The organism is Streptomyces aurantiacus JA 4570 (assembly GCF_000414115.1).
GTDB classification, from domain to species: Bacteria; Actinomycetota; Actinomycetes; order Streptomycetales; family Streptomycetaceae; genus Streptomyces; species Streptomyces aurantiacus_A.
In genome coordinates this window covers 1-26,025 of record NZ_AOPZ01000170.1, presented here as the reverse complement: position 1 = coordinate 26,025, position 26,025 = coordinate 1, and the positions used below count along the sequence as shown (strand labels likewise).

The 26,025-nt window shown below is 72.7% G+C and carries 25 protein-coding genes and 2 pseudogenes; 13 read left to right on the top strand and 14 right to left on the bottom strand.

Annotated features, from left to right (window positions below; genetic code table 11):
* Positions 1–22 precede the first annotated feature (22 nt).
* From STRAU_RS17855 to STRAU_RS17815, 9 genes are all read right to left on the bottom strand, one after another.
* Positions 23–1,744, bottom strand: a complete 1,722-nt coding sequence (locus tag STRAU_RS17855; RefSeq protein WP_016641748.1) for an acyclic terpene utilization AtuA family protein — start codon at positions 1,742–1,744, stop codon at positions 23–25.
* On the bottom strand, positions 1,741–2,574 hold the full coding sequence (locus tag STRAU_RS17850; protein WP_016641747.1) for a TIGR03084 family metal-binding protein: 834 nt from the start codon (positions 2,572–2,574) through the stop codon (positions 1,741–1,743). Before STRAU_RS17850 ends, STRAU_RS17855 begins: the two co-directional genes overlap by 4 nt.
* 199 nt (positions 2,575–2,773) lie before the next feature.
* On the bottom strand, positions 2,774–3,142 hold the full coding sequence (locus STRAU_RS17845; RefSeq protein WP_016641746.1) for a PIN domain-containing protein: 369 nt from the start codon (positions 3,140–3,142) through the stop codon (positions 2,774–2,776).
* Positions 3,143–3,150: 8 nt separating this feature from the next.
* Positions 3,151–3,408, bottom strand: coding sequence for a hypothetical protein (locus tag STRAU_RS17840; protein WP_016641745.1), 258 nt, complete (start codon positions 3,406–3,408; stop codon positions 3,151–3,153).
* A 74-nt stretch (positions 3,409–3,482) separates the two neighbouring features.
* Complete coding sequence (locus tag STRAU_RS17835; protein ID WP_016641744.1) at positions 3,483–4,634, bottom strand: methyltransferase domain-containing protein; 1,152 nt, start codon at positions 4,632–4,634, stop codon at positions 3,483–3,485.
* Positions 4,631–5,614, bottom strand: coding sequence for an ATP-grasp ribosomal peptide maturase (gene tgmB, locus STRAU_RS17830; RefSeq protein WP_016641743.1), 984 nt, complete (start codon positions 5,612–5,614; stop codon positions 4,631–4,633). Before tgmB ends, STRAU_RS17835 begins: the two co-directional genes overlap by 4 nt.
* A gap of 12 nt (positions 5,615–5,626) precedes the next feature.
* Entirely contained in the window at positions 5,627–5,920 is a 294-nt protein-coding gene (locus STRAU_RS17825; RefSeq protein WP_037660173.1) for a hypothetical protein, read from the bottom strand.
* Between the two features lie 267 nt (positions 5,921–6,187).
* Positions 6,188–6,664, bottom strand: a complete 477-nt coding sequence (locus STRAU_RS39045; protein ID WP_016641741.1) for a hypothetical protein — start codon at positions 6,662–6,664, stop codon at positions 6,188–6,190.
* Between the two features lie 92 nt (positions 6,665–6,756).
* Entirely contained in the window at positions 6,757–8,010 is a 1,254-nt protein-coding gene (locus tag STRAU_RS17815) for a helix-turn-helix transcriptional regulator (protein ID WP_259299931.1), read from the bottom strand.
* 124 nt (positions 8,011–8,134) lie between these two features.
* Between STRAU_RS17815 and STRAU_RS17810 the strand changes: the two are divergent.
* The 3 genes and pseudogenes from STRAU_RS17810 to STRAU_RS17800 form a co-directional block, all read left to right on the top strand.
* Positions 8,135–8,386, top strand: a pseudogene (locus STRAU_RS17810) (flavoprotein); the annotation flags it as partial.
* Positions 8,387–8,422: 36 nt separating this feature from the next.
* Positions 8,423–11,227, top strand: a complete 2,805-nt coding sequence (locus STRAU_RS17805) for an FAD-binding and (Fe-S)-binding domain-containing protein (protein WP_016641738.1) — start codon at positions 8,423–8,425, stop codon at positions 11,225–11,227.
* 188 nt (positions 11,228–11,415) lie between these two features.
* Positions 11,416–12,408, top strand: coding sequence for an EamA family transporter (locus STRAU_RS17800; RefSeq protein ID WP_016641737.1), 993 nt, complete (start codon positions 11,416–11,418; stop codon positions 12,406–12,408).
* Positions 12,409–12,436: 28 nt separating this feature from the next.
* Here STRAU_RS17800 and STRAU_RS17795 read toward each other — a convergent pair whose 3' ends face one another.
* Complete coding sequence (locus STRAU_RS17795; RefSeq protein ID WP_037660181.1) at positions 12,437–12,991, bottom strand: DinB family protein; 555 nt, start codon at positions 12,989–12,991, stop codon at positions 12,437–12,439.
* A gap of 164 nt (positions 12,992–13,155) precedes the next feature.
* Here STRAU_RS17795 and serC point away from each other — a divergent pair, with 164 nt between their 5' ends.
* The gene (gene serC / locus STRAU_RS17790; RefSeq protein WP_016641735.1) at positions 13,156–14,274 is read left to right on the top strand and encodes a phosphoserine transaminase; all 1,119 of its coding nucleotides are present in this window, start codon (positions 13,156–13,158) and stop codon (positions 14,272–14,274) included.
* A 94-nt stretch (positions 14,275–14,368) separates the two neighbouring features.
* Here serC and STRAU_RS17785 read toward each other — a convergent pair whose 3' ends face one another.
* Together STRAU_RS17785 and STRAU_RS17780 are read right to left on the bottom strand one after the other, a co-directional pair.
* Positions 14,369–15,211 carry an ABC transporter permease gene (locus STRAU_RS17785; protein WP_037660170.1) on the bottom strand — a complete coding sequence of 281 codons (843 nt, stop codon included), beginning with the start codon at positions 15,209–15,211 and terminating at the stop codon, positions 14,369–14,371.
* A gap of 17 nt (positions 15,212–15,228) precedes the next feature.
* On the bottom strand, positions 15,229–16,257 hold the full coding sequence (locus tag STRAU_RS17780; protein ID WP_016641733.1) for a daunorubicin resistance protein DrrA family ABC transporter ATP-binding protein: 1,029 nt from the start codon (positions 16,255–16,257) through the stop codon (positions 15,229–15,231).
* Between the two features lie 86 nt (positions 16,258–16,343).
* Between STRAU_RS17780 and STRAU_RS17775 the strand changes: the two genes are divergently transcribed.
* The 3 genes from STRAU_RS17775 to STRAU_RS17765 all read left to right on the top strand — a co-directional run bounded on the left by STRAU_RS17775 (position 16,344) and on the right by STRAU_RS17765 (position 18,105).
* Complete coding sequence (locus STRAU_RS17775; RefSeq protein WP_016641732.1) at positions 16,344–17,108, top strand: TetR/AcrR family transcriptional regulator; 765 nt, start codon at positions 16,344–16,346, stop codon at positions 17,106–17,108.
* Positions 17,109–17,139: 31 nt separating this feature from the next.
* Positions 17,140–17,586, top strand: a complete 447-nt coding sequence (locus STRAU_RS17770; RefSeq protein ID WP_016641731.1) for a PPOX class F420-dependent oxidoreductase — start codon at positions 17,140–17,142, stop codon at positions 17,584–17,586.
* 138 nt (positions 17,587–17,724) lie between these two features.
* A complete protein-coding gene (locus STRAU_RS17765) occupies positions 17,725–18,105 on the top strand; it encodes a hypothetical protein (protein ID WP_016641730.1) in 381 nt (126 codons plus the stop codon).
* Here the strand turns inward: STRAU_RS17765 and STRAU_RS17760 are convergent.
* A complete protein-coding gene (locus STRAU_RS17760; protein ID WP_037660169.1) occupies positions 18,102–19,115 on the bottom strand; it encodes a hypothetical protein in 1,014 nt (337 codons plus the stop codon). The genes STRAU_RS17765 and STRAU_RS17760 overlap by 4 nt on opposite strands.
* A gap of 112 nt (positions 19,116–19,227) precedes the next feature.
* Between STRAU_RS17760 and STRAU_RS17755 the strand changes: the two genes are divergently transcribed.
* A complete protein-coding gene (locus tag STRAU_RS17755) occupies positions 19,228–19,917 on the top strand; it encodes a GDSL-type esterase/lipase family protein (protein WP_016641728.1) in 690 nt (229 codons plus the stop codon).
* A gap of 10 nt (positions 19,918–19,927) precedes the next feature.
* Here STRAU_RS17755 and STRAU_RS17750 read toward each other — a convergent pair whose 3' ends face one another.
* Complete coding sequence (locus STRAU_RS17750) at positions 19,928–20,845, bottom strand: MBL fold metallo-hydrolase (protein ID WP_016641727.1); 918 nt, start codon at positions 20,843–20,845, stop codon at positions 19,928–19,930.
* A 126-nt stretch (positions 20,846–20,971) separates the two neighbouring features.
* On the opposite strand from STRAU_RS17750, the gene STRAU_RS17745 reads away from it, so the two are divergent.
* The 5 genes and pseudogenes from STRAU_RS17745 to STRAU_RS17725 all read left to right on the top strand — a co-directional run.
* Complete coding sequence (locus STRAU_RS17745; protein ID WP_037660179.1) at positions 20,972–21,952, top strand: AraC family transcriptional regulator; 981 nt, start codon at positions 20,972–20,974, stop codon at positions 21,950–21,952.
* 108 nt (positions 21,953–22,060) lie between these two features.
* Positions 22,061–23,524 carry an FG-GAP-like repeat-containing protein gene (locus tag STRAU_RS17740; RefSeq protein ID WP_016641724.1) on the top strand — a complete coding sequence of 488 codons (1,464 nt, stop codon included), beginning with the start codon at positions 22,061–22,063 and terminating at the stop codon, positions 23,522–23,524.
* 93 nt (positions 23,525–23,617) lie between these two features.
* Entirely contained in the window at positions 23,618–24,100 is a 483-nt protein-coding gene (locus STRAU_RS17735) for a hypothetical protein (protein ID WP_016641723.1), read from the top strand.
* Positions 24,097–24,453, top strand: a complete 357-nt coding sequence (locus tag STRAU_RS17730) for a hypothetical protein (RefSeq protein WP_016641725.1) — start codon at positions 24,097–24,099, stop codon at positions 24,451–24,453. Before STRAU_RS17735 ends, STRAU_RS17730 begins: the two co-directional genes overlap by 4 nt.
* Before the next feature lie 94 nt (positions 24,454–24,547).
* A pseudogene (locus tag STRAU_RS17725) lies at positions 24,548–26,025 on the top strand (hypothetical protein); the annotation flags it as partial.

Here is a 26,025-nt window from a genome sequence, read left to right as displayed (position 1 = left end):
ACGGTCACAGGAGCATCTCCGGTCACAGCAGGCTCTCCGGTATGTCGACGTGGCGGGCGCGCAGCCACTCGCCGAGGGCCTTGGCCTGCGGGTCGAAACGGGCCTGCGACGCGACGCCCGCGCCGAGGATTCCCTCGACGACGAAGTTGAGGGCGCGCAGATTGGGCAGCACGTGCCTGTGGACAGGCAAGTCGGCTGTCTCCGGGAGCAGTTCACGGAACAGATCGACCGTGAGGGTGTGGGCCAGCCACCGCCACGCCTCGTCCGTACGCGCCCACACCCCGACGTTCGCGTCCCCGCCCTTGTCACCGCTGCGGGCTCCGGCGACGAGGCCGAGGGGTGCGCGGCGGGTCTGTGCCATGTCGTACGCCAACGGCTCGGGCAACGGCGGGGCCTGGACGTCGGCCAACTCCCGCGTGTCCTCCGGCGCCGGAATGTGCACGCGGCGGCCGTCCTGGTCGAGGACCGCCACGTGGTCGACCGTCGTGGCGTCGACGTACACGGCCTCGAAGACGCCGTACGGGGTGCCCTTGCCGGGCGGTGCCGTGACGTGGAACCCGGGGTAGCTGCCGAGCGCGAGCTCGATCGCGGCGCCGGTGACGGCCCGGCCGACGACGTCCGCGTCCCGGTCGCGGACGACGAGCCGCAGCAGGGCGCTGGCGGTCTCCTCGGTGGGCGCGTCGGGCCGGTCCGTGCGGGCCAGCTCCCAACGCACGTGCTCCGGCCGGGACTTGGCGCGGCCGAACGCGTCCTCGATCTGGGCGCGGACGAGATCCGCCTTCGCCTCGATGCCGAGGCCGGTGAGGACGAACACGACTTCGTTGCGGTGCCCGCCGACGCGGGTGAGGCCGGCCTTGAGGGTGGGCGGCGGTGCCTCGCCGCGTACGCCGTCGACGCGGACGCGGTCGGGTCCCTCCTGGGTCAGGCGGACGCTGTCGAGGCGGGCGGTGACGTCGGGTCCGGCGTAGCGGGCGCCGGAGGTCTCGTACAGGAGCTGCGCGGTGACCGTGCCGACGTCGACGACGCCGCCCGTCCCGTCGTGCTTGGTGATGACGCAGGAGCCGTCGGGGTGGATCTCGGCGAGCGGGAAGCCGGGGCGGGCCGTCGCGGCGGGGTCGAACTCGTCGAAAAAGGCGTAGTTGCCGCCGGTGGCCTGGGTGCCGCACTCCAGGATGTGACCGGCGACGACGGCGCCCGCGAGCCGGTCGTGGTCGCCGGGCCCCCAGCCGAAGTGGGCGGCGGCGGGGCCGGTGACGAGGGCGGCGTCGGTGACGCGGCCGGTGACGACGACGTCGGCGCCCGCGCGCAGGGCTTCCGCGATGCCGAAGCCGCCGAGGTAGGCGTGGGCGGTGAGGGCGCCGGGGTGACGGGGCCCGAGGTCGTCGCCTTCGACGTGGGCCACTCGTACGTCCAGGCCGAGGCGGCCGGCCAACTCCCTTATGGCGTCCGCCAGTCCGGCCGGATTGAGCCCGCCCGCGTTGGCGACGACGCGCACGCCCCGGCCCTTGGCCTCCCCCAGACACTCCTCCATCTGCTTCAGGAAGGTCTTCGCGTAGCCGCCGCGGGCCGGGTCCTTGAGGCGGTCGCGGCCGAGGATGAGCATGGTCAGCTCGGCGAGGTAGTCGCCGGTGAGGACGTCCAGGGGGCCGCCGGTGAGCATCTCCTGTACGGCGGTGTGGCGGTCGCCGTAGAAGCCGCTGGCGTTGCCGATACGGAGGACGCCCTGGCTGCCGTCGGCGCTCACGCCCCGCCCCCCGAGGCTTCCCGCCCCGCGCCGGGCGGCCCGGCGAACGCCTGGGCGATGTCGAGCCACTGGTCGGCGTCGGGCCCTTCGGCGCGCAGGGCGAGGTCGTCGCGGTGGGCGCGGCGGGTGGCGAGGAGGCAGAAGTCGAGGGCGGGCCCGGTGACGCGCTGGGGTGCGCTCTCCTCCCCGAACGTCCACAAGCCCCCGCTGGGCGCGCGGAGTTCGACGCGGAACTCCTCGGCGGGCGGAGTGAGTCCCCGTACCGCGTACGCGTAGTCGCGGGCGCGGACGCCGATGCGGGCGACGTGGCGGAGCCGGTCGGTGGGCGCGCGGTGGACGCCGAGCGCGTCGGCGACGTCCTGGCCGTGGGCCCAGGTCTCCATGATCCGCGCGGTCGCGACGGAGGCGGCGGACATGGGCGGTCCGTACCAGGGGAAGCGGGCGCCGGCGGGGGCCGCTCGCAGGACCCGCTGCAGCTCGTCGCGCCCGGCCCGCCAGCGGGCGAGCAGCGCGGCTGGCGGCAGCGCGGCCCCTTCGCGGGCACCGTCGTCGACGAAGGTGTCCGGCGACTTCAGCGCGACGGCGGCGTGCGCGGCGAACGCGTCGGCGTCGGTGGCGGCGAGGAGGGCGGCCTGGTCGGTCCAGGCGAGGTGGGCGATCTGGTGGGCGAGGGTCCAGCCGGGGGCGGGGGTTTCCCGCGCCCACTCCGCGTCACCCAACTCGCCTACCAGCTGGTCGAGTTCGGCGCTCTCGTCGCGGAGGTCGTCGAGGACGGCGGTGAGGGTGCCTGCGGCGCCGGAAGCGGGCGCGGCTTTGGGTACGTCGGACACGGGGCGCTCCCCTCGGGGGACGGCGGTGTGTCCTGGAGCATGGCAGCGCTGCGAGAAACAAGCAAGCGTGCTTGGTTATTTTTTGCGCGGGGCCGGGTGCCTTCCGGCCACGGCGGCGCGGCACCGCGCCCGTACCCTGCACACCGAAATCGCCGCCCCCGGGCGAATCCGGCCGGGGGCGGCGACAGGGTGGTGCAGGTCAGGGGGTGAGATCCAGAACGCGCACCGGCTCGCCCGCCCAGCGGCTGGGGGCGGTGGTGGCCACGATGGCGCCGTCGGGACGGTCCGCGGTCGGCTGCGCCGCGTACTGGCTGTGCGCCGCGGACCAGGTCTCCTGGCGCGCCACCGCCAACGCGGCGGGCAGGTCGAGGTCCAGGACGGTGATGCCGGGCAGAGCCGCGAGGTGTTCGGCCGTGCCGGGCCGGGCCCGGTCGGCTTCGACGAGCGCGCATGCCGGGGCGTACAAGAACCAGCCGGGTTCGGCGTGGGCTCGGTGGATCAGACGGGAAGCGAGGACGTTGCCCCTGCCTGCCGCGGCCATCGCCGTGTCGTCCAGGACGATGTGCATGGCATCGCTCACCGGGCGGCCACCTGGGCCAGGCGCCGGTCCAGCTCACTGTCCAGGTCCTGCTGCTCGGCCGCGGTGGGCGCGTAGCCGTTCCAACTCTTCAGCTCGGCCAGGGCCTTCTCGGCCCGCTCGGCCCGCTCGGCCGGGGTGAGCAACGTCTCGGCCAGACGGGCCAGGTACGCGCGCAGCGACAGACCCTCGGCAGCCGCTATCGCCGCGAGACGATCCTTGGCTTCCTCAGGGATGCGGACATTGGCATCGGACATCGACGCTCTCCTTCCCACATCACGAGGGTACGGGTACGTACCCGTACCCGGCAACTGGGCCCGCTGGATGCACCTCAGAGGTCCGGCATCATGCGGTGCCGGGGATGGTCCAGCCACAGGACTTGTTCATCGGGAGTGACTGTGATGCCGAACCGGGCACGTTCGGGTTGCCCCCACGACACCCATTGCAGGTACGCGTCAGACACCTGTGTCCACAAGTTGCGTTCGCCCCACCAGGTGACGGCGTAGGCGTCGAGCCCGGCGGAATAGTCGACCGCGGCCCATGCCCCTTCGGGGGCGTCGGCCTCGGACAGCAGCAGTGACACGTCGCCGCCGGGGTCGGTGATCACGGTCTGGGTGATGCCGGGTGCGAGTGCGGCGATGGCGAGTGCCGCTCCTTCGGGGGCGTTGATGATCGTGCGGGGGTCGAGGGTTGCCTGTTCAGTGGTGGCGTTCTCCGCGTCGTGCGGCGTCCAGCCGATCGCCCGCTGTTGTGAGCGCAGCATCATGAACGATGCCGTGCGCTCGAATCGGCCGATGGCCTCGCCGTCGCTGTTCACGACGAGCCGGGCCAACAGCCCGTGGCCGTAGGTGGGACGCCACGGGAGGACGATGACGCCGCCGGGGCGGGTGTCTCGCACCCATGCGTACGGCACTCGTTCTACCGCGCATGTGGCGTGCACGCGGTCGTAGGGGGCGGTCAGCGCATAGCCGTCCGCCCCGTCGGCAACGACCAGGTGGGGGTCGTATCCGGCTCGCGCGATGGCCTCTGCGGCGCGCGCGGCGACGGCTTCGTCGACCTCGACCGATGTCACGTACCGGGAGCTGAGACGCGCGGACAGCAGTGCGGCCGTCCAGCCGCTTCCTGTGCCGATCTCCAAGACCTTGTGACCGTCGAGCAGGTCGAGGGCTTGGAGCATCGGGAAAACGATGCCCGGGGCCGAGCAACTCGATGTCGGTGTGCCCTTGCCGGTCCGCAGGTCCCCGGTGCCGGCGTCGAGTTGGGTCACGATCGATGCGTCGGAGTAGACGGCTTGGAGCCACCCGGGCGCGTCCTGGTTGCGGTCGATGGCGTATCCGGCGCCTGCTCCGTCGGGGACCGCCCATGCCACGTCGGGGATGAAGTGGTGTCGTGGTACGGCGGTGTAGCACTCGTGCCACGGGGCGGTGAGGCTGCCGGATGCGGTGAGGTGGGCGGCGAGGGCGGTGGCGAGCTGTTCGCTCATGCGGGGGCCTTTCCGGTGAGCACGTCGGCGAGGGCGGCGGCGACGGGGATGCCGGTTTCGCCCGCGAGCCAGTCCCATTCGCCGGACTGGTTCGTTTCGAGGAACACCCACTCCCCGTCGGGTCGGCGGATGAGGTCGACGGCGCCGAAGACGAGGCCCAGTTCGCGGTGCAGGGCCACGAGCTTGGTCGTGACGTGGTCGGGCAGGGTGACGACGCGGTAGGAGAGGTGGTCGTAGTCGGAGCGCCAGTCGCCACGCCCCCGGGGTGTCGCGGCCTCGATCGCGACGGTGAACACCTGCTGCCCGACCACGATCGCCCGCGCCTCGTGTTCCTTGGGTACTTGTCGCTGGAACAGGTGGGCGGTATAGCCCAGGCTCGGGTCGAGCAGGGAGTCGAGGTCGTCGACTGAGTTGGTGTAGATGACGCGCACCTGGTTGTCGTCGGCGTGCCAGATGCCCGAGAGCGGCTTGTAGATGATCGGGCCGTTTTGTTGCTTGGCCCATTTGTAGGCGCGATCGGGCTCGGATGTGATCAGGGTGCTGGGGACCGTCAGGCCAACCCGGGATGCGGTCGCGAGTTGCAGGGGCTTGTACTCGGCGTGGGCGGCGGCCACGCGGCCGTTGACCCACCGGGCGGAGTCCAGGGCCCCGAGGACTCCGCCGAAGCCACGACGGGCCTCGCCGTAGGCGAATGTCTGCTCGGCCCGGTTCATGCCGTCGGGCAACCGGAACTGTGTCGGGCGCCGGTAGTAGACGGCGCTGATGGAGGCCAGGTCGACGGCGGTACGGCCGCCGGCAAGGTCGGTCAGGGCCCCTGACCACGTCGCGCCGGTGGAGATCTCGGCGGACATGCTGAGGCGTGTGGGGAAGTCGGCCGGGTCCAGTCGCACGAGCGGCACGCCACGTACGGCGAGTTCGGCGGCGACGCGACCGGCGGTGATGTCGGTCTCGTCGGTGAGGATGAGAACGCTGCCCATCATCGTCGGCCGCCCCTAGTCGTCCTGCGTCTCTTCGGTGTGCGGCCCGTTGCCGTCGGGGGAGTCACCGGTCGTTGTCTTGCTGCCGCCCTCGTGCTTGCCGCAGGACGGGCGGGGGATCTCGGCGAACCGCAGTCCCCACGGACGGACGCGGGAAGGGGCGTCGGTGATCGCGGTCAGGATGTGGCCCATGGGGTTGAGCGGGAACAGGCTGCCCGCCCGCTCGAACAGGCCGCGGGATTCTCCGTCGGGGGAGTGTGTGACGAGGTCAAGGCCGGTTGCGACCGTGTCGGTCGTCGGTAGGGACACTGCTGTCTCCTCGTTCCGTGTCGGTGGCCGTGGACCCCTTCGGGGGCTGGGAAGGGACGCCCGGCGTTGAGGGTGCGGTGCGTGGTCGCGTCCGCGGGGCCCGCAAGGAGGCGGCCTGTGCCTCGCGCCACGCCCGGCGCAGGCGGGTGCCCTCGGGGCACTGGGTCGTGATGTGGTCCTGCGGGCAGCGGTGAAGGTGCCGCATGTAGGCGGCGTAGAGGCGGGACGCCTCGTCGTCGGGCAGGGGCGAGGCGGGGTGGGGCACGGTCATGGCTCGACCGTCCTCAGGGCGTCGGCCGTCGAGAGCAGCGCGCGCAGGTGCGCCGGGTCGCAGAGGTTGCCGGGGTGCTGGGGTGGGACCACCCAGGCCGCGAGCATCGAGAGGGAGCCGGGGCGGGGCACGCCGAGGTGGGTGTCGGCGCCGAGGCGTTCCTCGCGGCCGTTCCAGTCGGCGTCCCCGTCGGCGTACGGGGCGACCAGCACGTAGTAGGGCCGACCGCCGCTCCGGATATCCCGGATGACGGGGCCGTGCAGCCAGTCGGCCAGGGCGGCGGCCACCGTTCGGGGGTCATCGCTGCCCACGGCGGCGTGGACGCGGTCGGCGGGGACGCGCACGGCGTCGAAGCGGCGGCCGAGGGGGAGCAGGGCGATGCCGTGGTGCGACCACTCCGCGCGGGCTTGGGCCGGGAGGGGGTGGGCGCGGGCCAGCCAGTCGGAGATCGCTCTGTTCTCGTGGAGGTTCACGATGCACCCCTGCCGTCGTCGTTGACCAGGTCTGATGACGACGGTAGGGGCGGTGCGACCGGGCCGATGACCGGAATCCGGTCGCCCCGTACTCAGGCGGCGAGGATGCCGATCCCCATGGCCAGACCGGAGGCGCGACGTCGTCGGTCGGCCTGCTTCGACTCGACCTGTTCGAGGATGATCCGGCGCGCGTAGCCGTTGTACGCGATCGTCTCCGGCGCGGCCTCGTACGCCTTTTGCAGCGTGGCGATGGCGACGTCCGGCTGCCCGTCGAGATGGAATCCTCGGGCTTCCTCGATGCGGTGGCGTGCGCGCCGGGGACGGGAGCGGATGGTGGTCTCGTCCGCGCGTGCCGCCTGCCGCACGGACTCGCCGCCCTGGTGCAGTTCAACGGCGACGGTGACGGCGTGCGCGCCCATGATGGCCTTCGAGAACGACGTGACCGAGTGGTAGTAGTCGGCGGGCAGGCGGCCCGCCATCGCGTCGGCCTTGTCCCAGTGCCGCCACGCGGTACCGGTCTCGCGGCGCCGGGCCGCGGTGTAGCCGAGCTCGAACTCCAGGGCTCCGGCGATGGCCAGCACGTCGGCGGACGAGTCCGGCAGGAGCGGTTCCAGGAAACGGACGGCCTGGAGGTTGACCGCGTCGGCCGCGTCGAAGTGGCGGGGGCCGCTGTCCCGGTGGGCCTGTGTGAGGAGCCAGGCCGCGACACCGATCGCGTGGGGATCCTCCGACTCCTGAGCCGCGATCATGCCGCGTTCGGCGACACGCCACAGGAGGCTCGCATCGGGCTGGTAGGCGGCGAAGAACTGGCACAGCGAGTACGCCTCGGCGAGGAGAGCCTGGGCGCCGCGTCGGGCCACCGCGCTCTCGGCGTTCCGTACCAGCGCCTGAGCATCGCGGATCAGACCGGGCAGGAGTCCGCCGATCACCTCCCGGTGGTTGGGTGCCTGGTGACGTGCTTTCCATGCCGCGCGCAGCCGGGCCTCCAAGTGCGCGACGGGGGGAGGCTCGACACCCGAGGCGAGCGAGAAGGTGTCGACGGCGGCCTTGACGGCGGCGAGCCGGGGGTGGCCGGGGCCGATGAAGAGGTCGACATGCGCGTCCGGGTGCCCGGTGAGGTCGGCGAGATCGCGTACCCGCAATGCCTCAGCGATGCGCAGCACCATCTCCAGACCGGGTGCCTTCTGCTGCCCGTTCTCAATCTTGCGGAGCGTGTGAGGAGAGACCCCGATGAAATCGGCGAGCTGCGCCTGCGTCATGCCGCGACGCTCGCGGAGAATCTGCACGCGTTGGCCGAAGCGCAACGGGTCGGCGTACGGGTCCGGCGAAGCGTCTGAAGTCGTCACGGCCTTGCCCCTCTCTGAGCAGCTCACCGCTTTCAGAGTAGGGCAGCCTCACCGGCGACCACCCGAAATCCGCTCCGTTCAGGGGCAGTTGCAGCTGATCGACCGCGCACGGTGGGATGAGGCCATGACCTCACGGACGCTGTACCTGTTCGGCTCCGCCGCGCCGCCGGTGTTCGATGTCGCGGATGTCGTCGAGAGGGCGCAGGCAGCGGGATGGGACGTATGCCTCGGGTTGACGCCGACGGCGGCGAGCTGGCTCGGCGGGAGTCTGGACGGTCTCGCCGCGCTCACCGGCCACCCCGTGCGCAGCTAGTACAAACGCCCCGGTGAGCCGGACGTGTGGCCCAAGGCGGACGCGATCCTACGCGGCCCCGCAGTGAGTAGCGGCGCCCCCCTGGGCACCCTCTGAAGCATGGGTAACGGAAACAACCTGGAGCACGCCCTGCGGCGTGCCGTGCGCGGGGACGTGGACTTCTCGGTGACCGGGCGGGCGCTCGCCACCATGGACGCGTCCAACTACCGCCGCGTCCCGCGCGCCGTCGTCGCCCCGCGTGACGCCGCCGACGTCACGGCCGCCCTCGCCGCGTGCCGCGAACACGGCGTGCCCGTCGTGGCCAGAGGCGCCGGCACCTCCATCGCCGGGCAGGCCACCGGCACCGGCGTGGTCCTCGACTTCACCCGTCACATGAACCGCGTCCTCGACCTGGATCCGCGGGCGCGGACGGCCCGCGTGCAGCCCGGCGTCGTACTCGACACCCTCAGGGACGCGGCCGCCGCCCACGGCCTCACCTTCGGCCCCGACCCCTCCACCCACAGCCGCTGCACCCTCGGCGGCATGATCGGCAACAACTCCTGCGGGTCACATTCGGTGGCGTGGGGGACGACCGCCGACAACGTGCACGAGCTGACGGTGGTGAGCGGGGAGGGCGGCGGCCCGCGCACGCTCGCGGGCGGCACCTGGGACGGCGCCCCCGCGGGCCTGCGCCCCCTGGTCGAGGGCCACCTGGCCAGACTCCGCACCGGCTTTCCCGACCTCCCCCGCCGCATCTCCGGCTACGCCCTCGACGCGCTCCTGCCCGAACGCGGCCCCGACCTGCCCCGCTTCTTCTGCGGCAGCGAAGGCACCCTCGGCGTCCTCGCCGAGGCCACGGTGCGGCTCGTCGAGGCGCCCCGCGCGCGGGCCCTTGCCGTACTCGGATACGCGGACGAGAGCGCGGCCGCCGAGGCCGCCCCCGGCCTGCTCCCGCACCACCCCCTCACCGTCGAGGGCATGGCCGCCGACCTCGTGCGCGACGCGCGCGGCCTGCCCAAGGGCGGGGCCTGGCTGTTCGTGGAGACGGGCGGCGGCACAGCGCAAGAGGCGCGGGCGCACGCCGCAGCGATCGTGCGCGCCGCGGACTGCGTGGACGCCGTCGTGGTCGGCGACCCGGCGCGGCAGCGCGCCCTGTGGCGGGTGCGCGAGGACGCGTCCGGCACGGCCACCCGGATGCCGGACGGCAGCGAGGCGTGGCCCGGCTGGGAGGACTGCGCGGTGCCGCCCGCCCGACTCGGGCCCTACCTGCGGGAGTTCCGCGCCCTGCTCGCCGAGCACGGCCTGCGCGGCACCCCGTACGGGCACTTCGGCGACGGCTGCATCCACGTACGCATCGACTTCGATCTCCTCACGGACGCGGGCGTGGGGCGGTTCCGGCGCTTCTCCGAAGACCTCGCCGGCCTCGTCGTCGCGCACGGCGGCTCCCTGTCCGGCGAACACGGCGACGGGCAGGCCCGCGCGGAGCTCCTCCCGAAGATGTACGGCCCCGAACTCGTCGGCCTCTTCGAGCAGGTGAAGGACCTCTGGGACCCGGCGGGGCTCCTCAACCCCGGCATGCTGGTCCGCCCGGCGCCCCTCGACACCAACCTCCGCTTCACGCCCCTGCCGCGCGAGCCCGTCGATGTCGCCTTCGGCTACCCGCACGACGGCGGCGACTTCTCGGCGGCCGTACGCAGGTGCGTCGGCGTCGCCAAGTGCCGTACGCCGACGGCCGCTTCGGGCGGCGGCGTGATGTGCCCGTCCTTCCGCGCCACCGGCGAGGAGGAGCACTCCACGCGCGGCCGCGCCCGCCTGCTGCACGAGATGCTGGCCGGCGAGGTCGTCGAGGACGGCTGGCGCTCGACGGAGGTACGTGACGCGCTCGACCTGTGCCTGTCCTGCAAGGGCTGCCGCTCCGACTGCCCGGTCGGCGTCGACATGGCCACGTACAAGGCGGAGTTCCTGCACCACCACTACGCCGGGCGGCGCAGGCCCGCCGCGCACTACGCGATGGGCCGCCTGCCGCGCTGGCTGCGCGCCGTGGCGGCGACGCGGTCCGCCCGCCTGGTCAACCTGCTCGCGTCCGTCGGCCCGCTGGCCGCGCTCGCCAAGCGCCTCGGCGGCATCGAGCCGCGGCGGGGGCTGCCGCGGGTGGCGCCGCGGACGTTCCGCCGGTGGTGGCGGGGGCGCGGGTCGGCTCCTGTGGCCGGCCGCACCGTCGTGCTCTGGCCCGACACCTTCACCGACCACCTCTCGCCCTCCGTCGCGCGGGCCGCCGTACGCGTACTCGAAGCCGCGGGCCTGACGGTGGAGCTGCCGCCGGACGGCGTGTGCTGCGGCCTGACGTACGTCTCCACGGGCCAGCTCGACCAGGCCCGCGCCGTGCAGCGCCGCACCCTGGAGCTGACGCTCCCGCTCCTGGAGCGCCTGGGCGAGGGCACCCCGCTGGTCGTCCTGGAGCCGAGCTGCGCGGCGGCCCTGAAGACGGACCTGGTGGAACTGGCCGGATCCGACGCCGCACGCACACTCGCCGCCTCCGTCCGCACCTTCGCCCAGGCCCTGGAGGAGTACGCCCCCGACTGGCGCCCGCCGCTCCTGGCCCGCCCCGCCGTCGGCCAGACCCACTGCCACCAGCACGCCGTCCTCGGCGACGCGGCCGAGCGCCGGCTGCGCGCCGCCGCGGGCCTGGGCGGCGGCCTGTCCGGCGGCTGCTGCGGCCTCGCGGGCAACTTCGGCTTCGAGAAGGGGCACTACGAGGTGTCGGCGGCGTGCGCGGAGGAGCAGCTCCTGCCGTCCGTGCGGCGGGCGCCGGACGGCGCGGAGGTCCTGGCGGACGGCTTCTCGTGCCGCACGCAGCTGGAGCAGCTGGCGGGGGTACGGGCGCGGCACCTCGCCGAGGTGCTCGCGGAGGGACTGGACCAGTGAGAAGTACGCCTCGGCGGTGAGACGTACGCCTCGCCGCACTGCTGCTTCGTAAGCCGTAAAAGGGTTCCAAAACCCTGACGCAGTCCATTACCTTGGACGATGGAGTTCATGAGGTTGGACTGTACGGAAGGTCGTCGCGGCGGCGACGGCGGGAAAGGCGTGGCGTGAACAGCTCGCGTACGGATGGCGTGGCCGCAGCCCAGGGCGGACACAGCGGGGCGGACGGCGTCCCGGCGGCGGTGGAGGCTCCGGCGACGGTCGGCACGCCCGAAGCCGCGGGGGCCGCGGAAGCGGCCGCTTCCGGAGCCGGGCGCCGCGCGGCGCTCGCCCCCGTCGGCCTGGTCCTCGCGGGCTGCGTCTCCGTGCAGTTCGGCGGGGCGATAGCCGTCAGCCTGATGCCGCGCGCCGGGGCGCTCGGCGTGGTCACCCTCCGCCTCCTCTTCGCCGCGATCGTCCTGCTCGCCATCTGCCGCCCCCGCCTGCGCGGGCACTCGCGGGCGGACTGGAACACGGTGCTGGCCTTCGGCGCGACACTGGCGGCGATGAACGGCCTCTTCTACCAGGCGGTCGACCGCATCCCGCTGGGCCCGGCCGTCACCCTCGAAGTCCTCGGCCCGCTCGCCCTCTCCGTCATCGCCTCCCGCCGCGCGGTCAACGTCGTCTGGGCGGGCCTGGCCCTGTGCGGTGTCTTCCTGCTGGGCGGGGGCGGCGGCTTCGGGGCGCTCGACAAGGTCGGGGTGGCATACGCGCTGGGGGCCGGCGCGATGTGGGCGATCTACATCGTCTTCAGCGCCCGCGCGGGCCGCCGCTTCCCCCAGGCCGACGGCCTTGCCCTGGCCATGGCCGTCGCCGCGATCCTCGTCCTCCCCCTCGGCATCGTCGAATCCGGCTCGAAGCTCACGGTCCCCAGCACGCTGGGCCTCGCGGCGGCGGTGGCGGTCATGTCGTCCGTCCTGCCCTACACCCTCGAACTCCTCGCCCTGCGCCGCCTGCCCGCGTCCACGTTCGCGGTCATGATGAGCCTCGAACCCGCCATCGCCGCGATAGCGGGCTTCCTCATCCTCGGCCAGTCCCTGACCCTCATGGAGTCCCTCGCGATCACCCTGGTCATCGCGGCGAGCATGGGGGCGGTGCGGACCCAGGTGGGGCGGGGGAAGGCGAAGCTGCCTCCGGCGGAGTAGGCGGCCCGGCCCACCGGGCCCCCCGCCGCTACTGCCCCACCCGCCCGTCCACGCACTCCCGCAACAGATCCGCGTGCCCGCAGTGCCGGGCGTACTCCTCGATCCTGTGCACCATCAGCTCCCGCACCGAGGTCCCGTCCTTCGGCAGCCGTTCGCCCAGGTCCGGGTGTGCGGCCAGCGCGGCGTCGGTCGCGGCCTGCTCGCGCTCCAGGTCGGCGTACGCGGCGTCGACGACGGTCTGTTCGGCGACGGCGCCGTGGAAGTCCGCGTCCCGCTCGCCGTACAGCCTCGGCGGTTGACCGCCGGTGATCCAGCCGCGCCAGTCCCGCTCCACCTCGGCGAGGTGGCGGACCAGGCCGAGCAGCGACATCGTCGACGGCGGCACCGACCGGCGGGCCAGCTGCTCCGCGTCCAGGCCCTCGCACTTCATCAGCAGGGTCATGCGGTACCCGGACAGGAAGTCGAGGAGCGTCGCGAGCTCGCCGTCCGGGCTCGCTCCGGTGTCGCGGGGGTCGTCGTCGGGGTCGGCCCACATGTCGGGGTGGACGGTGGCCTGGGTCCAGCGTGCGGGTTGGTCGCTCATGCGCGCCATGGTCGTCCGTGGGGTGCCGGGCCCGCCACTGCTTAAAGCCGGGCGGCACCCGGCGGCCACAGTGCCGCTCTAGCGCGGCTCGTGCCCAGGTCGGGCCGTCTCGCGGGGTGGACCGGGGCCGCCCGGCGCGCCCTGGAACGGCTACGCTCCCTCTCGTGGCTGAGATCCGGATTCCCGCTGACATCAAGCCCGCCGACGGCCGTTTCGGCGCGGGCCCCTCCAAGGTGCGGACCGAGGCGCTGGACGCCCTGGCCGCCACCGGTACCTCCCTGCTCGGTACGTCGCACCGCCAGGCCCCGGTGAAGAACCTGGTGGGCCGCGTCCGCGAGGGCGTGCGCGAGCTGTTCCAGTTCCCCGAGGGCTACGAGGTCGTCCTCGGCAACGGCGGCTCCACCGCGTTCTGGGACGTCGCGACGCACGGGCTGATCGAGAACAAGTCCCAGCACCTGTCCTTCGGCGAGTTCAGCTCCAAGTTCGCGAAGGCGGCCAAGCTCGCCCCGTGGCTGGCGGAGCCGACCGTCATCACCTCCGAGCCCGGCACGCACCCCGCCCCCGAGGCCGAGCAGGGCGTGGACGTCTACGCCTTCACGCACAACGAGACGTCCACCGGCGTTGCCGCCCCCATCGAGCGGGTCGCGGGCGCCGACGACGGCGCCCTGGTCCTCGTGGACGCCACGTCCGGCGCGGGCGGCCTGCCCGTCGACATCGCGCAGAGCGACGTCTACTACTTCGCTCCGCAGAAGTCCTTCGCCTCGGACGGCGGCCTGTGGGTGGCCGCGTTCTCCCCGGCCGCCATCGAGCGCGCCGAGCGCGTGCACGCGAGCGGCCGGCACGTGCCGGAGTTCTTCAGCCTGCCGACGGCCATCGACAACTCCCGCAAGAACCAGACGTACAACACCCCCGCCCTCGCCACCCTGTTCCTGCTCGCCGAGCAGCTCGACTGGATCAACGGCCAGGGCGGCCTCGCCTGGTCCACGGCCCGTACGAAGGACAGCTCGACCCGCCTGTACGGCTGGGCGGAGGAGTCCAAGTACGCGACCCCGTTCGTCGCCGACCCGGCCAAGCGCTCGCAGGTCATCGGCACCATCGACTTCTCCGACGAGATCGACGCGGCCGCCGTCGCCAAGGCGCTGCGCGCCAACGGCATCGTGGACACCGAGCCGTACCGCAAGCTGGGCCGCAACCAGCTCCGCGTCGCGATGTTCCCGGCCATCGACCCGGCGGACGTCGAGGCGCTCACGAAGTGCGTCGACTACGTGATCGAGAAGCTCTGACGCTGCGCTGTGCGGCCGCTGTGTCACCTGCGGATGCTTCGTGGCTGGTCGCGCAGTTCCCCGCGCCCCTCAGGGGCGCGGGGAACCCCGAGCCTCACCTGCTGAGCCGCTTGAACCTCCGCACCGCCAGCGGCAGGAACACCGCCGTCACCACCAGCGGCCACACCACCGCCATCAGCACCGCGTTCTGCTCGATCCAACCCGAGCCGCCCGCCCCGGGGTTGCCGAAGAGTTCGCGGGCCGCCGTGCCCGTGGACGACACGGGGTTCCACGCGGCGATCGGGCCCAGCCAGTCCGGCATCAGGGACGGGGCCACGAACACGCTGGAGATCATCGTCAGCGGGAACGCCACCGCGTACAGACCGCCCGCCGCCTCCGGGGTCGGCACCACCAGGCCGAGCCAGACGCCCACCCAGATCAGGCTGAAGCGGAGCAGCAGCAGGAGCGCGAACGCGCCCGCCGCGTTCAGGACGCCGTTCTCGGGGCGCCAGCCGATGGCGAGTGCCGTCAGCGCGAGGATCGTCAACTCGGCGCAGGCCACGATGAGATCGGACAGGCCGCGTCCGGCCGACACCGCCGACGGCGCCATGGGCATGGACCGGAAGCGGTCGATGACGCCCTTGGAGGCGTCCGTGACGACGCCCATCGCGGTGTTCATGAAGCCGAAGGCCATCGTCATCACGAACATGCCGGGCATTAGGAACTGCTTGTAGTCGCCCTCGTTGCCGGGGGTCTTCATGGCCTCGCCGAACACGAAGCCGTACAGGAGCACGCTGATGATGGGGAAGCCGAGCTGCCAGGCGATGGTGACCGGCTGGCGGCGGAAGTGGGTGAGGTAGCGGCGGGTGATGTTGAGGGTGTCGGCGAGCGCCCAGTGGGCGCGCCCGCGCGTGGGGGCCGCGGATCTCAGGGGCACGTCCCTGGACCCGGGGGCCATTGTTGTCGTCGCGTCGCTCATGCCGCCGCCTCCGCCCGGTCGTCGGTGTCGGTCTCGTATGTCTCGTACGTCTCGTCGCCGGCGCCGTCCACGGCCTGCGCGGGCCGGTCCCCCGTCAGCCGCAGGAACACGTCGTCCAGGCTGGGCCGGCGCAGCCCGATGTCCTCGACCGCGACGCCCTCGTCCTGGAGCGTGCGGGCGACGTCGGTCAGCGCGGCGACGCGGTCGGTGACCGCGGCCTGCACGCGCCGTTCCGCGCGGACGGTCTCCGTCGCGCCCTTCGCGACCCGCTCGACGGCCCGCACGGCGGCCGGCAGGTCGGCGGCCTCGGCGACCACGACCTCCAGGTGGCTGCCGCCGACGGTCGCCTTCAGGCCGTCGGGGGTGTCGTCGGCGATGGCGCGGCCCTGGTCGATGACGGTGATGCGGGAGGCGAGCCGGTCGGCCTCCTCCAGATACTGCGTGGTGAGCAGGACGGTGGTGCCGCCCGCCACCAAGTCCCGTACGGAATCCCAGACCTCGCTGCGGCCGCGCGGGTCGAGGCCGGTCGTCGGCTCGTCCAGGAACAGCACGGACGGGGCGAGGATCATCGACGCGGCGAGGTCGAGGCGGCGGCGCATGCCGCCGCTGTACTGCCCGGCGCCCTTGTCGGCGGCGGCCTGGAGGCCGAACTGCTCCAGGAGTTCCTGGGCCCGGCGGGCGGCGAGCCCCCCGCCGAGGTGGAACAGGCGGCCGAACATCTCCAGGTTCTGCCGGCCGGTGAGGATCTCGTCCACCGCGGCGTACTGACCGGTGAGGCCGATGCTGCCGCGGACCTTGCGGGGGTCGCGCGCCACGTCCGCGCCGCCGACCGCGGCCCGGCCGCCGTCGAGCTTGATCAGCGTCGCCAGGGCGCGCACCGCAGTGGTCTTGCCCGCGCCGTTCGGCCCGAGCAGGCCGTGCACCGTGCCGTGCTCCACGGTCAGGTCGAAGCCGTCGAGGGCCCGCTTGTCGCCGTACCGCTTCTCCAGGCCGCGGGCCAAGACCGCGTAGTCGCTGCTGCTCACTACCCCTCCAAGGTGCGCTGAGTACACCGTACTCAATTGAGAGTACACCGTACCCAGTTTTGCCCCAAGGGCTTATCGTGAGATCCATGGCGACCACGGAGACCAGCGGCAGCGGCGACATCACACGCAGCCTGGAACTGATGTGGGGCAGCGGCGAGCGCCCCACACGCGGACCCAAACCGGGCCTGACCCTGGAGCGGATCGTCAGTACCGCCGTGCGCCTCGCCGACGCCGAGGGCATCGCCGCGGTCTCCATGCGCCGCCTCTCCACGGAGCTCGGCACGGGCACGATGTCGCTGTACCGGTACGTGCCCGGCAAGGCCGAGCTGCTCGACCTGATGCTCAATCACGTCCAGGCGCCGACCGCCCAGGACGCCGAGTTCACGGGCCACTGGCGGGCGGCCCTGGAGTCCTACGCGCGCGCGATCCTGGAGCAGCACCGCGCTCACCCCTGGCTGCTCCAGGTCAACCAGGCCCGCCCGGTGCTGGGCCCGAGCGCGGTCGAGGGCCTGGAGCGGGTCCTGTCGCTCATCAAGCCGATGGGGCTGCGCGACGTCGAGCTGATCTCGGTGCTCGTCATGGTCGAGGGGTACGTGGCCGGGGTGGCGCGCACGCAGGTGCTCGAGGCGCAGGCCCGCGAGGAGACCGAGCTCACGGACGAGGACTTCTGGGAGACCCAGCGCCCGGTCCTGGAGCGGATCATGCAGAGCGGCAAGTATCCGCTGATCGCGGGCCTCTCCGAGGACTCGTTCGGCTCGGACTTCGACCACTTCGAGTTCGGCCTGCAGCGGATCCTGGACGGCCTGGAAGTACTCGTGAGCCGGAGGACTCGGGAGCCGCACACGACGTGACAGGGCGGGCGAACAGTGTCTGTATGGAGACATGAAGCAGACACCCGCTCCACCGGTGGGCCCGGAGCTCGCCCGGTTCGTGCGTCAGAAGACCGTCCTGCTCACCAGCCACCGCAGGAACGGCGAGGCCGTGGGCACGCCCGTGCACCTCGCGGTCGACGGGGACCACGCCTACTTCCGCACCTTCGGCCGGGCGGGCAAGGTCAAGCGCCTGCGCAACGACCCGCGGGTCGAGATCGCCCCCTCGACCCTCGGCGGCAAGCCGACCGGGCCCGAGGTCAGGGCCCGGGTGCGGCTCCTTGAACAGGGCAGCCCGGAGAACCGGCGCGCGGCGAAACTGATCGCCCGCAAGTACCCGTTGGGGCAGGGGATCCTCGTCCCGCTCACGCACAAGCTGCGCAGGGACGCGACGCTGCACTACGAGCTGCGGCTGCTGCAGGACAAGGAGGACGAGCCCTCGCAGGAGCGGTCTGCCTAGGGCTGCCGGCGCAGTGATACACCTGCGGGCCTCGCCTGATCGAATACACCCGATAAATGACAGAATCATCCCGAGTGCCCCCATCCCTCCGAGGGTGGGGGCACCCGCCTTCTGTGGACGAACGAAATCAGGTAGGTAATGCAGCTCGGCGCGCTCGCCCTCGTCATAGCCATGATCCTGTTCTTCCCCGCCGTTCCCTGGGTCGTGTTCCCCGGCCACCGGCAGACGGGAGCGGTGGCGGCGGTGGTGGCGGTGGCCGCGTGTGGCGCCTGGGTGTTGAACGCGTACGGGACGCCGGGCGTCGGGTTCCTCGCCTTTCTCGTCCCCTCGCTCCTCATCCGGGTGGGCGCCGAGGCGGTCGGGGCGTTCGAACAGGGCCGCGAGGTACGCGCACACCGCGCCACCTGCACCGACAGCGCCGCATGCGGGGTGGATCACGAAACGGACAGGTTCACCTACACGTTGGTGGCGTTCCTCTCCATCATGGTCTCGCCGGTGGTGTTTTTCGTCTGGCGCTAGCGCCTTCGGAACAGCCGCTTCACGCCGAAGAAGGCGAGCAGTACGGCCGCCAGGGCGAGGGCAGCGCCCTTGTAGCCGCCGCCGAACAAGCCGTCGTCGTCCGTGTCGGCGCCGCTCCCGTCGGACGACGCCCCGCCCGGCCCCCCGGCGCCCTCGACGTCCCGGGGCTCGACGTCGCTCTGGGCCCCCTCCGTGCCGAACATCAGGCGGGTGCCGTCCGGGCTGAACGCCACCGACTCGCCCTGGCGCTGGAGCGGCACGCTCAGCCGCCCCTCGCGCTTGATCTTTCCGCCGGGGCCCTCCCACTTGTACGAGACGCCGCCGAGGTAGCCGCGCAGGGCGAGCTGTTTGCCGTTCGGTGAAAAGGCGCCGTCGGTCGCCCACAGGTCGATGTCGGCGACGCGCTTGAAGATGTTGGCTCCGGAGGTGGACAGCCGCGCGGGCGGCGGGCCCTCGTACAGGCTGCCCTCGCCGTCCTCCTTCTTGTCGGCGATGTAGATCCGCCCGGTCTTCGGGTGGACCATCAGCGACTCGGCGTCGCGCGGGCCGTCGGAGTACTTCACGACGTACTGCTCGGCGCGGATCGACTGGTCCTTGAGCTGCCGCGGCTCGGGCAGTTTGTAGACCCAGACGAACGACCACTTGCCGCCGAGGTTGTCGCCGATGTCGCCGACGTACAGCTGTCCGTCGGGCCCCATGGAGATCGCCTCGACGTCACGGGGCGTGCCGACGCCCGTCATCGTGATCGTGGCGACCGTCTTGCCGGTCCTGCTGTCCACCGCGTACAGGAAGGCGCCTTTGTCCTGGTCGTTGTGGGTCCAGTAGATGCCGGGGTGGGCGCGGGACGCGACGAGTCCGCTGGACTCGGTGATCCGCGGGTCCTTGATCGAGAACCCTTCGTTGCCCGGCTTGTCGTCGGCGCGGGCCGCGGGGGCGGTGAGGGCGAGCGCCGTGCACACGGCGACGGCGGTGACGGCGGCACCGGGGGGCACAGACGGAAGCGAGCGCATGGGCCCAAGCGTGCCATCCGCGCGGCGCGGGCAGTCCCGGGGCCGGGCGGCGTGCTCAGCCTCACACGCCGTGTGGCGGCGGGACGCCCCGCCGTGGCGCGATGATGAGCGGATGCTCAGGTTCATGTTCGTCGGCGACTCGATGACCATCGGTAGCGCCGGGGAACACACCTGGCGCTACTGGATGTGGCGCCACCTGTGCGCCGCCCACGGCGCCCCCTTCAAGATCGTCGGCCCCCGGGAGACGCTGTACGACAAGGCCACCGAGGCCCCCACGTCGTACGAGTACGCCGAACCCGACTTCCCGCGCCGCCACTTGGCGGGCTGGGGCGAGGGCTGGCAGCACATGGTCCCCCTGATCGCCGACGCCGTCACCGCGCACCGCGCGGACGTCGTCCTCGTCTCCCTCGGCCTGATCGACCTGGGCTTCTACACCAACGCCGAGCAGACATCGGACAACGTGCGCCGCTTCGTCGCGGAGGCCCGCCGCGCCAACCCGCGCGTCGCCGTCGCCGTGCTGCCCGTCATCCCGAACGTGCGCGCCGAGGCCGACCCCGACTTCGCCGCCGAGGTCGACCGCTTCAACGAACTCCTGGCCAAGACGGTCGCCGACCTGGACACGGCCGCGTCGTCGCTGCTCCTGGCCTCGCCGCCGGCCGCGTACGACATCCATCTGGACACGTACGACGGGACGCATCCGAACGAGCACGGCGAGCGGAAGCTGGCGGCCGCGTTCGCGGGGGCGATGTGGGAGGCGTGGGACCTGGGCGGGCCCGCCGACTCCACCACCATGTCGCACTAGATAGAGCGTTCTAGTTAGTGCGCCACTGTTGTACGGCGAACCCGCGGCCCTCGCGGCGGACTTCGGCCGCGCCCGCGCCCCCGAAGTGCGCGGGCACGAACAACTCCCGCTCGTCGGCGGCCCGTTCAAGGACCCGGCGCCGGCTGACGGCCGCCGCCTTCGGGTCCTCGCACAGGCAGCTGCTGCACTCCGGCTCCAGGATCTGCACCGGGGTGTGCAGCAGATCGCCCACAAAGACGGCCCGGTCGGTGCCGGAGGCCAGGCGCAGGACGGACGAGCCGGGGGTGTGGCCGGGCGCGGGTTCGAGGGCCAGCCGGCCGTCGATCCGGTACGCGTCCTCCCACAGCACGGCCTGCCCCGCCCGCACCACCGGCTCCACACTGTCCGCGAAGATGTTCCGGTGCTCCTCGCGGCGGGCGCGCTCGGCGGGATCGCGCGGAGCGGGCAGCGCGGCGGCGCCCTCCGGCGAGAAGCGGGCGTGGTCGGCGGCGGGCATCAGGTAGGTGGCGTTCGGGAACGTGGGCACCCAGTCGTCGCCCTCCGCGCGGGTGTTCCAGCCCACGTGGTCCCCGTGCAGATGGGTGTTGACGACGACGTCCACGTCCTCGGGGCGCACGCCCACGGCCGCGAGCCGGCCGAGGTAGTCCGTCTCCAGGCCGTGGAAGTGCGGCGAGCCGGGCCGCTTCCGCCCGTTGCCGACCCCCGTGTCGACGAGGACCGTCCGCCCCTCGCTGCGCAGCACCCAGGTCTGTACGACGCCCACGACCTGGTCGGCCTCCGGCTCCCAGAACTCCGGTGCCAGCCAGTCGGCGTTGGCGTCCCACACCTCGGGCGGACAGTCCGGCACGAGCACCCGCCCCGGCCCGAACCGCCCCCGCATCTCCTCGACCCGCAGCACCTCGACGTCCCCGAGCACGAACCGCTCCATGGCGTCCCCCTTCCGTATGACTTTCCCTGTGGCTGCGTCTCACGGTAGGCAGCGGAGTTGAGCGCTTCAATGCGCTGGAGCCTCACCTGGATACGCGAGCGTCTCATCGCCGCGTACGCTCCCCGTATGGACGTGGTGAGCGACGCGATCTCCGCCGTACGCGTGGGCAGCCCCTCGGCGAACCGGACTAGGGCGTCCGGGAGTTGGGCCACGAGGCTGCCCGCGTACGAGGGGGCGGGCTTCCACGTGGTCCTGGCGGGCAGCTGCCAGCTCCTCCTCGACGAGGGCCGCCGCCGGATCCCGCTGGGACCGGGCGACGTGGCGCTGCTGCCGCACGGCTCGGCGCATCTGCTGGCGGACGCGAGGGCGGAGGGGGCCCGGGCGGTGGAGCGGGCGGTGGACTTCGAGCGGTGGCTGGCGACGCGCCCGGCCGCGTTCGATGCCGAGGCCGAGGCCGAGCCCGGGGTCGATACCGAGGCCGGTGCCGGTGCCGATGTCGAGGTCATGTGCGGCAAGTACCGCCTGGACCGCGCGCAGGCGCACCCGCTCCTGGCCGAGCTGCCGGACGTGGTGCACCTGCCGGCGCGCCCGGACCGCCACCCCGAACTACGCGCGGCACTCGGCCTGTTGGCGCACGAGACACAGGGGGAGGCGGGCGGCCGCCCGGGAGGCGACATCGCGGTACCGGGCCTTCTGGACCTGCTCCTGGTCTACTCGATCCGGGCGTGGCTGGCGGACCGCGCGGAGGCGGGGGCGCCCGGCTGGGCGCCCGCGCTGCGCGACCCGGCGGTGGCGACGGCGCTGCGGCTGCTGCACTCGGATCCGGCGCACCCCTGGACCAACGACCGCCTGGCGGCCCGCGCGGGCGTCTCGCGGGCGACGCTGGCGCGCAGGTTCACACCGCTGGTGGGCCGCCCGCCGATGGCGTACCTGAGCTGGTGGCGCGTCACGCGGGCGGCGGCGCTGCTGCGCGAGGGCGGGGCTCCGCTGGACGCCATCGCCCGCCGCGTGGGCTACGGCTCGCCGTACGCCCTGTCGCACGCGTTCAGCAGGGAGTTCGGCACGACACCGGGGCGCTACCGGGCCCGCGCGGGCGGAAAGCGTTAAGCACGTCACACCAACCATCGGGCTCCCCCATGGGTCAACTCCAGCACCAGGATCGGGCCGGAAGCCGACATCCGGCCCGGCACCACACACTTCTCGGGGGTCTCTCTCTTGCGAAGAACCACGTACGTCACTGCTGCCGCCTGCGCCGCCGCGCTGCTGAGCGCCACCGCCCCGGCCCAGGCCGCGCCCGCCGCCCCCGCCCCCGCGAAGGCGGCCGCCGACTTCAACGGCGACGGCTACGCGGACCTGGCGAGGCGGCCGGACTTCAACGGCGACGGCTACGCGGACCTGGCGGTCGGAGCGCCCAGCGCCAAGGTCGACGGCCTCAAGCGGGCCGGACTCGTCTCCATCGTCTACGGCTCCCCGACCGGTCTCCGCCACGACAAGCAGCAGCTGATCAGCCGGGCCACCCCCGGCATCCCGGGCGAGCCCACGGCCTCCGACTACGGCTGGGGCCACCAGGCGAGCCACGGCGACCTCGACGGCGACGGCTACGACGACCTGCTGATCAGCGGCAACGACATGCTGGTGCTGTGGGGCGGCAAGGACGGCATCTCCGGGGGCACCCAGATCCCCACCGGCGCGGGCACCGAGCAGTCCCCCGCCTTCCGCTCGGCCTGGCACGGCATCGGCGACGTCAACGGCGACGGCAGGGCGGACATCGTCGGCGCCGCGCAGGTCGGCCCGGGCCCCGGCGACTCCACGTGGGGCGTCGGCATGCTGTACGGCCCCTTCGACCGCTCCACCGGCAAGCCCGCCTCGACCGGCTTCCGGGACACCGAGGCCAAGGACGGGACGGCCGTCAGCGGCGCGGAGATCGGCGACATGACCGGCGACGGCATCGACGACGTCGTGGCCATGGGCAGCGGCCGGACCTCCTCCGACGGCTTCCAGGCCCGCGTCCTCAAGGGCACCCGCACCGGCCTGGTCCCCGGCGGCAGGATCGACTCCCGGCACCAGGGCTCCTTCGGCGACCTCAACGGCGACGGCTACCAGGACTTCGTCGGCACCCCGCAGGCGTACGACGCCAACAGCAGCGGCGCGATCAGCGTCACCTACGGCGGCCCGGACGGCGTGAGCAGGACAGTGCCCGCCCGCGTCTACGACCAGAGCAGCCCGGGCGTCCCCGGGGTCGACGAGAAGGGCGACCGCTGGGGCAACGACGTCGCCGTCGGCGACGTGGACCGGGACGGCTACGCGGACATCGTGGTCGGCGCGTCCTGGGAGTCCGCCACCGCGCCCGAGACCGCCGGGTCCGGGGCGATCACCCTCCTGCGCGGCAGCAGGACCGGTGTCACCACCACCGGCGCCAAGGTCCTCACGCAGAACTCCAAGGGCGTCCCCAGCACCTCCGAGGCGAAGGACCACTTCGGCGAGGCCGTCACCGTCCTCGACGCCGACAAGAACGGCAAGCCCGAGGTCTACGTCGGCGGCAACGGCGAGGACACCTGGGCCGGCCGCGTCTGGCAGCTCCCGACCGACACCTCCGGCGTGACCGGCACGGACGCCAAGAGCTTCAACCTGGGCGGCGGCTACGGCTCCGCCCACTTCGGGGAGTACTTCGCGAAGTAGCCGCGCACCGCCCGCGTGCGCGAGCGCTTGCGGGCGGTAGGTCCCTCTTACGGGCGATGGCAGGTCAGCAACTTTCGAAGTACTTTCAAAGTCATGAGCACCGAGAACGCGGCCGCCGTGAACTTCTCCGAGCTGGTGAACAAGAACAAGCAGACCTTGGCCAGGCTCAGAGAGTCCCCGCGCCTGCTCCTGCACCGCAGGGACGGCGAGGACCTGGTCCTCACGACCGCGGCGCGGGCCGAGCAGGACCAGACCGTCGTATCGGCGGCGACGCGCATGCTCGCCGCGATGGCCCGGCGGGAGCCCGGCAGCATGGAACTGCTCCTCGACATACTGCCCGACGCGTTTCCCTGGGTTCACTTCCTGCCGGAAGCGGATGTCCACGCCTTCGCCCTCGAACTGGTCGACACGATGCGCGCGGCCGACTCCGTCGCCAACAGCGCGGCCACCGCCCAACTCCTCATCTCCTGGCAGCACACCGCGGAGGCCCACTCGGATCCCGAGCTCCTGTCCGCACTGACGCGGGACCACGACGCGGACCACGGCCGGGTGTCGGACCCCCGGGAAGCCGGGTGACGCCGTCACGCGGCGACCGTGCCGCGCCTCCGGCGCCGGAGGGCCAGTGGGAGGTCCGCTTCGCGGACGCCGCGTCGGCGAAGGGCTGGGACAGCCTGTGCCAGCAGGCTCGCAAGAACACCTACCGGGCCTGGCTGGCTATGCGCACGGACCCCCGGCCCACCGCTGAGTCGTCTCGCCACCACCGCCTCAAAGGCACGCTGGCGCACGGCACTTATCGAGGCCAGACCTGCGAGCAGTGGCAGATCGAGGTGACGAGTGGCGGGCGCGTCTGGTACCTCATCGATGTGGCGCGCGAGACCTGTTGGGTCACGTATGCGGGGACGGCGCATCCTCGGGCGACCGACCGGTGATGGCGCACGCCCTGCGGCGGTCGGCGCCTCCCCGCCCCGATCTCCCTGCGGAACAGGGTGGTTGGGCGCGCGCCCCGGTCTACCGTAGGGAGGCATGACGGGCGACAACCACATCTCCGGCGGCGAGCAGCGCGACGTCATCCAGGCGCAGTCCATCGGGTCCGTCACGTTCGGCGGGGAACGGGCGGGGCCGCCACAGCGGTACTTGCAGGACCCCGGCCGCTGGCCGCTCGCCCGCGACTGGGACGCCCTCGCCGCCGGGGCGCACCGGGCGCGGCCCGGGGAGGACGGCAGCAAGCTGCCTCCGTACGTCGCGCGGGACGTCGACGAGGAGCTTTGGGAGCGGGTCCGGGAGGCGGCCGAGGAGGGCGGCCTCGTGCTGGTGGTGGGTGACTCCACGGCGGGGAAGACGCGGGCCGCGTTCGAGGCGGTACGTGAACTGCTGCCGGAGTACCGGGTGTTGGCGCCCCCGGCGGGCGCGAGGCTGCGGCCCGCTCCGGACGTGCTGGAGGGCTGCGGGCACCTGCGGTGCGTGGTGTGGCTGGACGACCTGGAGCAATACCTCGGGCCGGAGGGCCTTGAGCCCGAGGTGCTCACGGAGTTCGTACGGCTACGAGTGCCGGTCGTGGCGACGATGCGGTTGAAGCCGTACGAGACGTTCAGCGCCGGCGTCGATGACGGCGCCGGGGGCGTCGCCCAGAGTTGGGCGGGGCTCGGGGCACGGGTGCTGCGGATGGCGGCGGTCGTGGATCTGGACCGGCTGTGGAGCGAGGACGAGTTGTCCCGCGCCGGGGACTGCGACGACTCACGGATCGCGGATGCCGTTGCACACCACGGGACTTACGGGATCGCCGAGTACATGGCCGCCGGGCCGGTGCTGTTGCAGGAGTGGCGCCGCGCTCGGCGGGCGTGCGGCCACGCGCGTGGGGCGGCACTCGTGACGGCGGCTGTCGATCTGACGCGGGCGGGCCTGCGGGGGCCGTACTCGCGGGGGCTGCTGGTGGAGGTGCACGAGCGGTGCCTGGCAGACGCGGGCGGCTCAGTACTGCGGCCGGAAGGGCTTGAGGAGGCGTTCGCGTGGGCTTCGCGGGTGCGGCTGGGGGTGACGAGTCCGCTGGTGCCGGTGACCGAGGGGTGGTGGTCGGCGTTCGACTACCTCGCGGACGGGGCGGAGTCGGCGGTGCCGGACTGGGTACGGGAGACTGCGCTTGCCCAGGCGGCCGACGATGACGACCGCTTCGCCGTCGCGACGAGCGCCTACTGGGGCGACGCACTCCACGTCACGGAGGCGGCTGTGCGGCCGCTGGCCGACAAGGGCGACAGGCGAGCCACGTACAACCTCGCGGTCCTGCTGGAGAAGTCCGACCGCATCGAGGAAGCCGAAACCCTCTACCGCCGAGGAAGCCGAAACCCTCTACCGCCACGCCCACGACAAGGGCAACCTCGACGCCACGAACAACCTCGCCATCCTCCTGAAGCAGGCAGGCCGCACCGACGAAGCCGAAACCCTCTACCGCCACGCCCACGACAAGGGCCACCTCAACGCCACGAACAACCTCGCCATCCTCCTGA

What these genes read in the sequence shown, in the direction of transcription:
- STRAU_RS17845 (WP_016641746.1), bottom strand. Translation starts at nt 3,142, where the DNA reads ATGCACATCGTCCTGGACGACACGGCGATGGCCGCGGCAGGCAGGGGC.
- STRAU_RS17840 (WP_016641745.1), bottom strand. Translation starts at nt 3,408, where the DNA reads ATGTCCGATGCCAATGTCCGCATCCCTGAGGAAGCCAAGGATCGTCTC.
- STRAU_RS17835 (WP_016641744.1), bottom strand. Translation starts at nt 4,634, where the DNA reads ATGAGCGAACAGCTCGCCACCGCCCTCGCCGCCCACCTCACCGCATCC.
- tgmB (WP_016641743.1), bottom strand. Translation starts at nt 5,614, where the DNA reads ATGATGGGCAGCGTTCTCATCCTCACCGACGAGACCGACATCACCGCC.
- STRAU_RS17805 (WP_016641738.1), top strand. Translation starts at nt 8,423, where the DNA reads ATGGGTAACGGAAACAACCTGGAGCACGCCCTGCGGCGTGCCGTGCGC.
- STRAU_RS17795 (WP_037660181.1), bottom strand. Translation starts at nt 12,991, where the DNA reads ATGAGCGACCAACCCGCACGCTGGACCCAGGCCACCGTCCACCCCGAC.
- STRAU_RS17785 (WP_037660170.1), bottom strand. Translation starts at nt 15,211, where the DNA reads ATGGCCCCCGGGTCCAGGGACGTGCCCCTGAGATCCGCGGCCCCCACG.
- STRAU_RS17775 (WP_016641732.1), top strand. Translation starts at nt 16,344, where the DNA reads ATGGCGACCACGGAGACCAGCGGCAGCGGCGACATCACACGCAGCCTG.
- STRAU_RS17770 (WP_016641731.1), top strand. Translation starts at nt 17,140, where the DNA reads ATGAAGCAGACACCCGCTCCACCGGTGGGCCCGGAGCTCGCCCGGTTC.
- STRAU_RS17765 (WP_016641730.1), top strand. Translation starts at nt 17,725, where the DNA reads ATGCAGCTCGGCGCGCTCGCCCTCGTCATAGCCATGATCCTGTTCTTC.
- STRAU_RS17760 (WP_037660169.1), bottom strand. Translation starts at nt 19,115, where the DNA reads ATGCGCTCGCTTCCGTCTGTGCCCCCCGGTGCCGCCGTCACCGCCGTC.
- STRAU_RS17755 (WP_016641728.1), top strand. Translation starts at nt 19,228, where the DNA reads ATGCTCAGGTTCATGTTCGTCGGCGACTCGATGACCATCGGTAGCGCC.
- STRAU_RS17750 (WP_016641727.1), bottom strand. Translation starts at nt 20,845, where the DNA reads ATGGAGCGGTTCGTGCTCGGGGACGTCGAGGTGCTGCGGGTCGAGGAG.
- STRAU_RS17745 (WP_037660179.1), top strand. Translation starts at nt 20,972, where the DNA reads ATGGACGTGGTGAGCGACGCGATCTCCGCCGTACGCGTGGGCAGCCCC.
- STRAU_RS17735 (WP_016641723.1), top strand. Translation starts at nt 23,618, where the DNA reads ATGAGCACCGAGAACGCGGCCGCCGTGAACTTCTCCGAGCTGGTGAAC.